Annotated in this window: 10 protein-coding genes; 5 read left to right on the forward strand and 5 right to left on the reverse strand. The window is 69.9% G+C overall.

What is annotated here, in order from left to right; all coding sequences use genetic code 11:
• Nucleotides 1-23: 23 nt before the first annotated feature.
• The gene (locus ACIBHY_RS35555; RefSeq protein ID WP_397308981.1) at nucleotides 24-1,865 is read right to left on the reverse strand and encodes a glycosyl hydrolase; all 1,842 of its coding nucleotides are present in this window, start codon (nucleotides 1,863-1,865) and stop codon (nucleotides 24-26) included.
• A gap of 362 nt (nucleotides 1,866-2,227) precedes the next feature.
• On the opposite strand from ACIBHY_RS35555, the gene ACIBHY_RS35560 reads away from it, so the two are divergent.
• From ACIBHY_RS35560 to ACIBHY_RS35575, 4 genes are all read left to right on the forward strand, one after another.
• A complete protein-coding gene (locus ACIBHY_RS35560; protein WP_397254560.1) occupies nucleotides 2,228-3,412 on the forward strand; it encodes an ATP-grasp domain-containing protein in 1,185 nt (394 codons plus the stop codon).
• Nucleotides 3,409-4,647 carry an NAD(P)-binding domain-containing protein gene (locus ACIBHY_RS35565; RefSeq protein WP_397254562.1) on the forward strand — a complete coding sequence of 413 codons (1,239 nt, stop codon included), beginning with the start codon at nucleotides 3,409-3,411 and terminating at the stop codon, nucleotides 4,645-4,647. Before ACIBHY_RS35560 ends, ACIBHY_RS35565 begins: the two co-directional genes overlap by 4 nt.
• Complete coding sequence (locus ACIBHY_RS35570) at nucleotides 4,638-4,952, forward strand: hypothetical protein (protein WP_397254564.1); 315 nt, start codon at nucleotides 4,638-4,640, stop codon at nucleotides 4,950-4,952. Before ACIBHY_RS35565 ends, ACIBHY_RS35570 begins: the two co-directional genes overlap by 10 nt.
• 96 nt (nucleotides 4,953-5,048) lie before the next feature.
• Nucleotides 5,049-5,600, forward strand: coding sequence for a C40 family peptidase (locus ACIBHY_RS35575; RefSeq protein WP_397254566.1), 552 nt, complete (start codon nucleotides 5,049-5,051; stop codon nucleotides 5,598-5,600).
• A gap of 224 nt (nucleotides 5,601-5,824) precedes the next feature.
• Here the strand turns inward: ACIBHY_RS35575 and ACIBHY_RS35580 are convergent, their stop codons facing one another.
• The 4 genes from ACIBHY_RS35580 to ACIBHY_RS35595 form a co-directional block, all read right to left on the reverse strand.
• A complete protein-coding gene (locus ACIBHY_RS35580) occupies nucleotides 5,825-6,094 on the reverse strand; it encodes a hypothetical protein (protein WP_397254568.1) in 270 nt (89 codons plus the stop codon).
• Between the two features lie 257 nt (nucleotides 6,095-6,351).
• Nucleotides 6,352-7,500, reverse strand: a complete 1,149-nt coding sequence (locus ACIBHY_RS35585) for a S8 family serine peptidase (RefSeq protein ID WP_397254570.1) — start codon at nucleotides 7,498-7,500, stop codon at nucleotides 6,352-6,354.
• Between the two features lie 101 nt (nucleotides 7,501-7,601).
• Nucleotides 7,602-9,056, reverse strand: coding sequence for a GEVED domain-containing protein (locus tag ACIBHY_RS35590; protein WP_397308982.1), 1,455 nt, complete (start codon nucleotides 9,054-9,056; stop codon nucleotides 7,602-7,604).
• A 923-nt stretch (nucleotides 9,057-9,979) separates the two neighbouring features.
• Nucleotides 9,980-10,708: a MarR family transcriptional regulator gene (locus ACIBHY_RS35595; RefSeq protein ID WP_397254574.1), complete on the reverse strand. Its 729-nt coding sequence runs from the start codon at nucleotides 10,706-10,708 to the stop codon at nucleotides 9,980-9,982.
• A 236-nt stretch (nucleotides 10,709-10,944) separates the two neighbouring features.
• Here ACIBHY_RS35595 and ACIBHY_RS35600 point away from each other — a divergent pair, with 236 nt between their 5' ends.
• Nucleotides 10,945-11,919, forward strand: coding sequence for a hypothetical protein (locus tag ACIBHY_RS35600; protein WP_397254576.1), 975 nt, complete (start codon nucleotides 10,945-10,947; stop codon nucleotides 11,917-11,919).
• The last annotated feature ends 10 nt before the right edge of the window (nucleotides 11,920-11,929 follow it).

Genomic DNA, 11,929 nt, shown 5'->3' on the forward strand with positions numbered 1-11,929 from the left:
GTTCGCCGCCCGAGCGTCCGCGTTCAGGTCGGCAGCTCGTCCCCGGGTACGGCCGGCGGCATCACCGTGGGACTGGGCAGGTTGCCCGGCACCTCCAGCTGTACCGGCGGCGGCACGACGACCATCGTCAGCAGGCTCCGCCACAGGCCGACCAGCCAGGTGAGCATCGGCTCCCTGGTGACCTGCGGGGGCAGGGTGATGGCCGGGAGGGTGGGCGGCATGGGGTTCTGGATCGACGGCGGCACGGGGTTGGACGTCACGCCCAGAGGCGGGATCGCCCCGGTCGGCACACTGGTCGGCGCACCCGGCGCACCCGGCGCACCGGGGTCACCGGCGCCGAGCGGGATCGCGGGTGCGCTTGGAAGCGCGGACGTGCCGGGCAGGGCGGGCGCCGACGGCAGCGCCTCCGTGCTGGGCAGCGCGGGCGCGGACGGTAGCGCCGACGTGCTCGGCAGCGCGGGCGCGCTTGGAAGGGCCGACGTGGACGGGAGCGCGGGCTTCGACGGCAGCGCCTCGCTGCTGGGCAGCGCGGGCGCCGACGGCAGCGCGGAGGTGCTGGGCGGCGCGGGCTTCACCGGCAACGCCGACGCGCTCGGCAACGTGGAGGCACTCGGCAACGCCGGTGCGCTCGGCAACGCCGACGTGCTTGGCAGCGCCGGCTTCGACGGCAGCCCCGGCGCGCTGGGCAGCGCGGGCTTGGGCGGCAGCGCGGGCGCGCTTGGAAGCGCCGACGTGGACGGGAGCGCGGGCTTCGACGGCAGCGCCTCGCTGCTGGGCAGCGCGGGCGCCGACGGGAGCGCGGAGGTGCTGGGCAGCGCGGGAACTGAAGGGAGGGCGGACGTGCTGGGCAGCGCGGGCGCCGACGGGAGGGCCGACGTGCTCGGGAGCGGAGGGGTGGTCGGTGTGGGCGCCGCCGGGGTCGGCAGCATCTGCTGCAGCAAGGTCCGGAACCCCGCGGCCGACCGCGGGTTGGACGAGCATTGCCACACCCCGTGCGGGCAGTAGTCCGACAGCGAGTGGTAGGCGACGTTGTGCCGCCCGATCCAGTCGAGCATCTGCCGGACGTAGGTGGGCCGGTCGCCGTACCGGAACAGGCCCCACTCGGGGAACGACATGGGCTTGCCGTGGGCGGCGGCGAACTCGGCGTGGTGGCGCAGGCCGTACGGCTGGGAGACGTAGGACTGGAAGCCGTCAGAGGGCGGCTGGTCGTAGTTGTCCATGCCGATGATGTCCACGACGTCGTCGCCGGGGTAGCACTCGGTCCACGGAATCGCGTCGCGCCCGCGGTTGGCGGTGAAGTCGAAGCGGAAGCGCTGCCCGGTCACGGACCGCATGCTGGTCACGATCCGCCGCCAGTACGCCTTCCACGCGGTCGGGTCGGGCGCGCAACGGCTGGAGTACGTCGTGCCGTTCATCTCCCAGCCCAGGACGATGATCGAGTCCTCGGCCCCCTCGTCGACCAGCCGGTCGGCCAGCTTCTTGAAGGTGAGGTCGAAGGCGCCGCTGGCTCCGGCGTTCAGCAGCACGGAGACCGCGGCGTCGGACAGCTTGCCCTCGTTGGGCGCCACCATGGGCACGTTGATCGCGAGGATCCTGCCCGGCTGGGCCGCGCGCCACTGGGTCCAGGGCTTCAGGATGAAGTCGGGGCCGTGGAAGGCCGCCCAGGTCTCGCCGGGGATGTAGGTCCTGCCGACGGTCACCTCGCGGCCGAGCCAGCGCTCGAAGCCGGGCAGGCGGGCGGCGCCGTTGGCGTCGGAGCCCATGAAGACGCCGAGCGCCGCCCGCTGCTTGGTCACCGCGAGCAGCTTGGGCTCGGGCTCGGCGACCGCGTCGGGCTGTACGGCGACGGCGGCCACGAGCAACACGGCGGCTCCAAGCGCGCCCCTGTGCCTAAGTCCGGGGAACATGTGCCTTCTCATCCGGCTAACTCACCATTCCTGCCCGTCAAAGCATTACTGCGTGGTTCCATTCCCCTTCCTGCTTGATGAGAACATCAAATCTCCTCCGGAATTTCGCAAGCAATGCACAGGATGACCGTTTCGTCACATAAGAGCCTTTCACACCAGCTCGTCCCTGACATTGGAGAAACAATAACGCCCTCATGAAAAACAATTCACCGTGTCCATGATAGGAAAGACCGGTGAACGACGCTCCCCAACAGAAGCGGAATAACGATATCCGCAACTGCCTGCCCGTCGCCCCGAGGGCCCCGGCACTGGTCGTCAGGATGGATCGCAACCCATTCCATCACGGCACCCTCGCCGCCATTCGGTCGCTGGGTCGCATGGGCGTCGAGGTGCACGCCGTTCTCGAAGGCCCGCACGGTCCTGCGGCCCAGTCGAAATACCTCTCCAGCTGCGGCCACTGGGACACGGCGCCCACCGCGCCCGAGAGCTTTCTCCGCACAATGCTTTCCGCCGCCGACCGCATCGGCGGAAATCCGGTCCTGCTGCCAATGGACGACATCACCGCCATCTATACGGCGCAGCACGCACAGGACCTGTCCCCCAGATTCCGGATATCGAATCCGGCCGGCGAGCTCCCCGCCCAGCTCGCCGACAAGCACGCGCTCGCCACCATCTGCGCCCATCTCGGCGTCGCCCACCCGGACACCCACGTGGCCGAGACCCAGGACGACCTGCGCTTCGCCGAGCGCGCCTACGGCTTCCCGATGATGGCCAAGTGGGCCAGGCCCTGGCTGGCCGCCGGCGCCCGCGGCCTGCGCAGCACCACGCTCCTCCAGTCGCACGACCAGCTCCGCGCCCTGGCCGCACGGGCCCCGGAGCAGGACAGCGAACTGCTGCTGCAGCGCTACATCCCGCCGACCCGCGACGCCGACTGGTTCTTCCACGGCTATTTCCGCGAGGACTCCACCTGCGACTTCGCCGGCTCGGGCAGGAAGGAGCGCGCCTATCCCCCGGCGGCCGGGATCACCACGCTCGGCCGATGGCTGCCCAACCCCGAGATCGACCACACCGCCAGGACCCTCGCCAAATCCCTGCGCTACGCCGGAATCCTCGACATGGACTTCCGCTTCGACGTCAGGGACGGCAAGTACTACCTGCTCGACTTCAATCCCCGCGTCGGCGCGCAGTTCCGCCTCTTCGGCGACTCCAACCGCATCGACGTCATCAGGGCCGCCTATCTGGACCTGACCGGGCAGGACTCAAACTTCGGTTCTCCCCAATACGGCAGGACGTATCTGGTGGAGAATTACGACCTCTTGCGGAAGCTGGCCAGAAAGCCCGGAGGAAACGGCCGCCGCCGCCCGGGATGGCTGTCGTCCCTGCGCCGGGCCGACGAGCTGGCCTGGTACGCGAGGGATGATGTCAAGCCCTTCACCGGAATGGTGAAACAAACGTTTCTACGCGCCATGAGGGCATGCACACCAACGATCGAAAGAATGCCATGAACACCGAAACCGTCGACGTCGCGGTCATCGGAGCCGGGCCCTACGGCCTTTCCGTCGCCGCATACGCCATCAGCGCCGGCCTTGAGGCCCAGGTCTTCGGCCAGCCGATGAACGCCTGGGACAAGCACATGCCCACCGGCATGCTGCTGAAGTCCGAGCCATTCGCCTCGCACCTCGCCGACCCCGCGGGGGATTTCACGCTCGCGGCATACTGCCGTGCGCACGGATTCCCCTATGCCTATGCCCGGCCCACTCCCGTGGAACGTTTCGTCGACTACGGGAGATGGTTCTGCGAGCAGGCCGTCCAGGACCGTGTCACGCCGGTCAACGTGGTGGACGTCGCCAAGCAGGACGAGTTGTTCACCGTCACGCTGGAGACGGGCCGGCAGGTCCAGGCGCGGGCCGTGGTGCTGGCCGTGGGCTTCCTGCCGTTCGCCCGCATTCCGGCGGCGCTGGCGTCGCTGCCGTCGTCGGTGCTGGCCCACAGCTGCCAGCTCAACGATCTCAGCTGCTACGCCGGCGAGAAGGTGGCGGTGATCGGCGCCGGGCAGTCGGCCATCGAGACCGCGTGCCTGCTGCAGGAGGCCGGCGCGTACCCCCATCTGATCGCGCGCACGGCGGCGCTGAAGTGGAACGAGACGCCCGTCGAGGAGCGCACGATGCTGGCGCGCTGCCTCGCCCCGCGCTCGGGGCTGGGGACCGGCTGGCGGTCCTGGATGTGGTCGGAGAAGCCCGCGCTGGTGCGCCATCTGCCCGGACGCGTGCGGCGGCGCATCGTGCGCACCACGCTCGGCCCGGCCGGCTCCTGGTGGCTGAAGGACCGCTTCACCAGCGTCCCGACCAGCCTCGGCGCACGGCTGCGGCGGGCCGTCCCCGGCGAAGGCGTCGACCTGCGCCTGCAGGACGCGGCGGGTGGCCTCTTCCACCTGCACGCCGACCGCGTCATCGCCGCGACGGGGTACGTCGTCGACGTGCGCCGCTTCAGCGTCCTGGAACCGGGGCTGCGTGACTCCGTCGCGCACGTGGGCCACGCGCCCGTGCTGAGCAGCACGTTCGAGTCCTCCGTGCCCGGCCTGTTCGTCGTGGGGCTCGCGGCCGCGCCCACGTTCGGGCCCGTCATGCGCTTCGTGCACGGCTCCCGTTTCGCCGCGTCCACGGTCGCCCCCGCGCTGGTCGCGCGGGTGTCCGGCCGCCGTTCTTCCTCCTCCGTCACTGTGGAGCCGTCATGCCGATGACCAACCGCCGCGCGGCGTTCGCGATCGCCGCGGGTCTGTGCGCGCTCGCCTGGCTGGGTTCTCCCGGTACGGCCGCCGCCACCGCCACCCCGACCATCGTCGTCACCTCGCCCGCGGACACCCCGATCCGGGCGCGCACCCTCGGCACCCCGGTGACGGTCGAGCCGAGGAGCCCCGGCCAGTACTCGATGTCCGTGGTCAGGGCGAGCGACTTCTCCGTCACGGCTCCGGCCGCGCGTACGGGACCCGGCAGCGCGATGCTGCACGGCGACCCCTACGTCGCGGTCCTGGGCCCGGCCCGCTAGTACGGGTAGTTTTGCCGTAAATGATCAGCCTTTGAGGCTGATCGACCGCGCCCGCGGGCACCCTTCCCGTCAACTACTTCGACGGGGACAGGTGCCATGAAGCTCGAGTTCATCATCGGCGGAGCTCTGTTCGTGGGCGCGGTCCCCCCGTTTCCGCTCGACCCCGTTCCCGAGCTCTTCCAGTGGTGCGCCTCCTGGTACACCTCGGCCTGCGAGCGGTCGGCGGGAGTCGCCCGCGGCCGGCTGGCGGCGAACACCGCGCTCGGCACGCTCGGCACACCCTATTCATGGGGCGGCGGCGGGCCCTCAGGAGCCACTTACGGAACCGGCAGGGGAAAGCGCGTCAAAGGCTTCGACTGCGCAGGACTGACCGAGTACGCGTGGTCTCAGGCCGGTGTGGGAATCGGTTCGAGCACCTATGAACAGTGGCGCTCGGGAACCCGGATTCCCAGGACCCGAATTCAGGTCGGCGACCTGGCCTTCTTCGAGACCGATTCCAAGCGCCCTGGTCCTGACCACGTCGGCGTCGCCATCAAAGCGAACCAGATGGTGGTCGCGCCATTCACCGGCGCCGTCGTGCGCATAGAGGCGATCGACCGGCGCAATTTCGTGGGGCTGGTCAGGCCCGCGCGGCAGAAGCCCGGATGATCTTCACGGGCAAAAAGAAATGCCCCTGATCCGGCTCCTCGGGAGTTGGGAGCCGCATCAGGGGCATTGTCGACTGTCGGTGAGGGAGAGTGCCCGTCTACCGCTCACCAGCCGGTTCGCGTGCGGCCTCCTGACCTGCCGTCACCCGAGGTCCGCGCGAATGCCGGCGCGCTGTCATCTCTGCCAGCGCGCCAGCACTTCACACGGACTTTCTAGCGTCCTGCTCAGCCGTCCCGACCCTCGATGTCGGTCAGGCTGGTGTTGTTGGTCAGGAGCTGCAGGTTGATGCGCTCCAGGTGCGCGATCGTGAGGACGTCAATCTCGTTGTTGTTGAGTGCGTGGTTGAGCACCGGAACGACGATCGACGCCGGGCTGTGGGCGTTGCCGACGTTGTCGTCGTTGCCCTTCTCCCACGTGGCCGCAGAAGCTGCGGTGGACGAGGCAGCCAGGAAAGCGCCTGCGGCGAGCGCACCGATGACAATGCGACGAAGCATGTTTACTTCCTCCAGTGTGCGAATGGAATTGGTGGCGCCGCCTGTTGAGTTGGCAGCTGCGCCATGCATGACTACCTTGCCGCGCCACGCATACTAATTCCACCGATCCTTGCCGTATTAAAGTCAAAGACCGCCATGGATTCCTTGGCACAGCAGAGCGAATACAATCAGCCATTCGGCCTTTTCTCAGAGTGCCAAGAAAGGCTGTTGTCCGCCGCCCGATATATGTCCAAATCGGGCCATATCGCACCCCAGAGTCAGAGCTTGGGTTCGGTATCCCCAACGTAAAGCAGCCTGTTGGGGGTATCACGCCGGAGTCCCGATACGACGTTTCTCGTCGACGTCTCCATGAGCACCGACGCGATGTCGGCAGGAGTGGCGCGCGGGCTTGTGGCCAGCAACAACGCCACCGCTCCCGAGACGTGCGGCGTGGCCATCGAGGTGCCGCTCGCCGACCGCGCCGAGGTGTCGTCGGTGAACCACGCCGAGTCGACGGCGACCCCCGGAGCGAAGAGGTCCACGCACCGGCCGCCGTTGGAGAACGGGGCCCGCTCGTCCGCGCGCGTGGTGGCCCCGACCGTGATGGCCTCCCTGGCGCCCGAGGGTGAGGCCTCGCAGGCGTCGGCGTTCTGGTTGCCCGCCGACACCACGTACGGGATGCCGGTCGCGATCGAGCTCCGCACGGCGCGGTCGATGGCCGAGCTCCTGCCGCTCTGCAGGCTGATGTTCACCACGGCGGGACGCCGGGCGTTGGCGGTCACCCAGTCGATCCCGGCCACGATCTCGGCGGTGGTGCCGTAGCCGGCGCAGTCGAGCACGCGTACACCGACCAGCTGGACGTCTTTGGCCACGCCGTAGGTGGCGCCGCCGAGGATGCCCGCCACGTGTGTGCCGTGGCCGTAGCAGTCCTGGGCGACGAGGTCGGAGTCCACGGCGTCGTAGCCGTAGCGGGCCCTGCCGCCGAACTCCGTGTGCGAGAGCCGCAGGCCGCTGTCGATGACGTACGCGGTGACCCCGGCGGCGCTGCCGCCGCGCACGCCGATCCCGTCCAGGGGCAGGCGGCGCTGGTTGACCCGGTCGAGACCCCAGGGGCTCGCCTGGGAGGTGAACACCTGGTTGTGCTCGATCGTGGCCACCCGCCGGTCGGCGGCCAGTCTCGCCGCCTGCTCCGCGCTCATGGACGCGGAGAACCCCCGCAGTGCGGAGGCGTAGATGTGGTGAACCTCGCCGCCGTACTGCTTCGCCAGGGCGGCGGCCTGGGTCTCGACGCCCGCCTCGTCGCCGTCCGGCGGGAGCCGTAGCGCCACGACGAACACGTCGCGGTCGACGGCGCCGCGCACGGGCGGCGCGGCGAGCAGCCCCAGGCACAGGGCGAGGAATGCTGCGGAGAATCTGGCCCAGATCACATGCGTCTCATTTCTACGATCGGCAGGCGCGGCGCCTGCCCTGAGGGCCGGCACCGCGCCTGCGTTTCACGTGATGGTCTGGGGGTTTTTCGGGGAGTTCGTCAGTCGCGCACGGCCACCGAGGCGCCGCACCTCTCGCCCCCGCACGTGCCCGGCCAGCGCGTGGCCACCTTGCCGTTGCCGAGGTCGCCGCGCTTGACCTGGACGCGCACGCGGATCTCGCGGGTGGCTCCGGGTTCGAGCGTGCCCTGCCACGTGAGGGCGGAGCGCGTACGGGAGGCGGGACGAGGGTTGATCGCCCGCACCTTCGCGTCGTCGAGCACGTCGTCCAGGCGCATCGACAGGTGGTAGGGAAGGGCCGTCTGGCCGCTGTTGCGGACGCGCGTGGTGAACGTCAGGCGCTCTCCCTTGCCGATGCGGTTGGGGGCCGTGTGCGAGAGGCGTACCTGTCCGGGGATCAGAAGGTTGACGCGGTGGTCCTCCACCTCGCCGGTGGCCGCCCAGCCGGTGGGCACGCTCACCTCGGCGGCCGCCTCGGCCAGGCGCAGGCGCAGCCACGACGGGCCCGGCTTGGCGTCGTGCGGCGGCGCCCAGGTCAGGACCGCTCGCGCGGAGTTGGCCGGCAGCACGGCCGAGGCGCGCTCGGACGGCTGGAAGCGGCCGTCGCGGTCGAAGTCCACCCATCCGGCCAGCACGCCCGATGACGTGGTCCGCACGGGCACCGTGAGCTGGAGGCGGCCGTCCTGCCCGGCCTCCAGACGTCCCGCCGAGGCGTCGTCCTGGTCGTCGTCGCGCCGGCGCGGGGTGAAGCTCACCATGCCCGGCCGGTCGGACGTGGCCGAGGCGCCGATCGACTGGTCGGAGATGGAGTGGGAGGCGGCGCCGTACGAGGCCGGGGCGTCGGAGTCGTCCTGCTCGAAGGTGACGCGGAAGACGCCCCACATGAACGGGTCGCCGGCGGGCAGCGTCCGGCGGACGTTGCGCGCGCGCACGTCGACGGTGAACGACGAGACCATGCCGTTGACCTGCGCGGTGCCGCACATGTAGACGACGCCGCAGGTGGTCTCGCGCTGGCGGCCGCCGGCGTTCGGAACGATGGCCTGCCGGTCGACGTCGAAGCCGGGGAATCCCGCGATCTTGCTGAACGTCGGCCGGGACGGGGTGCCGCCCGACAGGCGCAGCCCGGTCCAGTACTCCTCCCGGTTGCCCGCCGAATCCACCGTCGCGCCGCCGGTGCCCGCGACGTGCAGGCGCGGGTTGCGCACCGGGCTGGAGAACCTGAACGTCAGGGTGGCGACGTCACTCCAGCCGTTCGGCCGGACCGCGAACCCCTCGTAGAGGTCGCTGATTCCGGCGGCGGCCTTGGCGTTGACCGGGTCCAGGTACTCGTCGGCCGGGGCGCCAGGGTCGGCGCGCAGGGTCTCGGCCTTGGCCACCCGCGTGCCGGACGCCATCTTCTTCTCGACCGTCATGATGATGCCCGACGGCGCGACGCCGCGGGCGTTCTCGACCGTGTTCGCCATCGTCCAGGTGTTGCGCTTGCCCTTCGACGCCATCGCGCCGGCAACCCCTGTCCCGTGGCTCGTCGAGGGTCTTTCCTGATCTACGGCAAGTGCCCCCGGGGAGCCCAGCGTGCTGATTAGCATCGCGGCCATGACGTTGACCACCGCGACACGCCGCAATCCACCCCATACGGAAACCACACTTATTACCCTTCCGTCCTCGACGCAGGTTCTCTACTTTCGCGCGCTCTTGCGGAGGCAGACCAAGGAGGCACTACTGCGGATCAGCAGGGAAAGTGAGCTCCGATATCAGCTGGCCTCGCTGAGGCGCGATCAGCGCCGCCAGTACGGCGGATCGCCCTGACGAATCCTGCCAGCGCGGAACACGTGGAGAACCGGCCGAAAGCATATCCAGATCAAAAACATCTTCAGTTCCCGGCGATGCGCCACACATATCCAGAAATGCCCACATATCGACGGCAGCGGGTGACGGCGGTGCTCTGCCCCCGTACATGAGCCTTTACACCGGGCTCGGGAGGGCACCGCGGGCCGCTTTTCAGACCGGCCAAGCTATCGATCCGGTCGCGCCCATTCCACAACGCGTGGTTGCCGTGTCGGGGCATTACCCGCCCTTGACGCGAAGAATCGCCCCACCCCAGCACGCCCCGCCATACGGGCTTCCACCACGCGGCACAACCCAGGCGGACAGACAGCTCGTGCGGCCGCCAGACCCCCGGCTCCGCCTCCCGGCGTGACCCCTGCCGGGTACCCCGCCGCGTGTGGGTGCCCCGCTGCGTGCGGATGGCCAGGCCGTGCGGGGTGGAACGGTGCGGGTGGGCCGACGGTGCGGGTGACCGAGCGGTGCGGGCAGCCAGGTGGGACGGTGCAAGTGGGCGGGCCGTGCGCGCGGCCGTGCGGGTGGGGCGGTGTGGGTGGGTGGGCGGTGGGGGTGATTCGGCGGGTCTCTCGCGGGTGGTTCAGGGGGCCGGGGGTTGTCTGGTGGCGTAGTCGTGGCGCCACTGCTCGGCAGCTTCGATCATGGCCTGGCCCACGTGGCCGAAGAACTGGCCGATGTCCTGGAGGCGGGTGCCGGCCGGGGTGGTGTCGCCCAGGACCTGGGCTCCGTCTCGGGCGAAGTCGGCCAGCAGGATGTTCTGGCGGGCGCTGGCCGTCCAGCCGCGGAACCAGGCGTCGGCGTCGATGATGTAGCGGTCGCGCCGCCGGCGGGGGTCGCGTTCGCGGCGGATGAGCTCCTGCTGCTCCAGCTCGCCGACGGCCTTGGAGATGGACGCGGGGCTCACCTGGAGGCGCTGGACCAGCTCCGCGGCGGTCAGGCTGCCGCTGTCGGTTACGTACAGGCAGGTCAGGACCCTGGCGGTCATCCGGGGCAGGCCCGTGGCGACCATGATGCCGGTGAACCGCTCCTCCAGGTCGTGGACGGCCCGCGGGTCTCGGCCGGAGGCGAGCCGGTCCTCCACGCGCGCGGGAGGAGGCGTGGCGGGCTTGCCGCGGCGGGCCCGGCCCTGGGTGGCCCGCTGGGCCTGGGCCGCCCGGTAGCCGGACGGGCCGCCGTTGCGGGCCACCTCCCTGGTGACGGTGGAGATGGGGCGGTCCAGCTGGCCCGCGATCTCCGTGTACGTGAACCCCTTCGCCAAGCCGTCGGCGATCGTCTGCCGGTCCTCCTGGGTCAGCCTGCCTCCGGGCATCGGGTCCCGCCTTTCGTGTCGTGTCCGCCTGCCGTCCCCCATTCTTGCGTTCGACTTCACTCCATTGCAAACCATCGGCGTCCGCTCTTGCGTTTAACTTCATCATCATTGCAAAACTTTATGGCTTTGAACTGCATAATCGCAGGCTCTAGCAGTTTCTGCGTTGACGAAATCTTAAACGCAAGATAGCTTTCAGTTGTTCGCGAAACAGTGAACGACAGTGAACGGAGCCCCTCATGACTTCCTTCCTCGCCCCCGTGCGCACCTGGCACCGTCCGTTGATGGTGTGCGCGGCGCTCATGCTGGGCCTGATGCCGGTCGCCGGCGTCGGGCTCGTGGTGGACGACCGGACCCTGCTGAACGAGTCGGTGTGGATCAAGCCGCTCAAGTTCGGCTTCGCCTTCGCCCTGTACGCCCTCACGCTGGCCTGGCTGTCGACCAAGCTGACCCGGGGCAGGCGGCTCGGCCGGTGGGTGGGCAACGTGTTCGCGGTGACCGCGGTCGTGGAGGTCGGCGCCATCACGGTCCAGGCAGCACGCGGCACCTTCAGCCACTTCAACGCCGACCTGGCCGATCCGGTCACCGCGGCGCTGGTGCCGATCCTCACCTACGGCGTCATGATCATTCTGATCGCCCAGCTGGTCCTCGGGGTGGTCGTGCTGATCCAGCGCACCGGCGGCGCGGCGCTGAACCGGGCCATCCGCACCGGGCTGGCGCTGGCCACGTTCGGCATGGTCCTGCCCGTCTACTGGCTGGTCGCCCAGGTCACCCCGCGTACGGTCACCGACGCCAACGGCCGGCAGGTGCCCATGTACCAGGGCCACGGCATCGGCGACCCCGACGGCAACGGCATGTTCCTCACCGGCTGGAGCGTGACCGGCGGCGACTTCCGTGCGCCCCACTTCTTCGCCCTGCACGGCATCCAGGTGCTCCTCCTGCTCGCCGCGGCGCTGGCCGCGCTGGCCGCCGAGCGTGCCTGGCTGCGTCCCGAGAAGGTCCGCGCCCGGCTCGTCGGCAGCGCCGCCCTCGGCTACACGGGGCTGGTCGCGGTGGTGACCTGGCAGGCGGTACGCGGCCAGTCCCTGATCCACCCGGACGCCGCCACCCTCCTCGCCCTGTCCGCGGTGCTGCTGATCGCCGCGCTGGCCGCGGCCGGGTCGGTCGTCGCCGCCAAGCGCGCGGCGGCCGTACCGCTCCGCGTCGCCCGCTGAAACAGACCAT

Origin of the sequence: Nonomuraea sp. NPDC050547, from assembly GCF_044457345.1 — a bacterium.
Taxonomy (GTDB): domain Bacteria; phylum Actinomycetota; class Actinomycetes; order Streptosporangiales; family Streptosporangiaceae; genus Nonomuraea.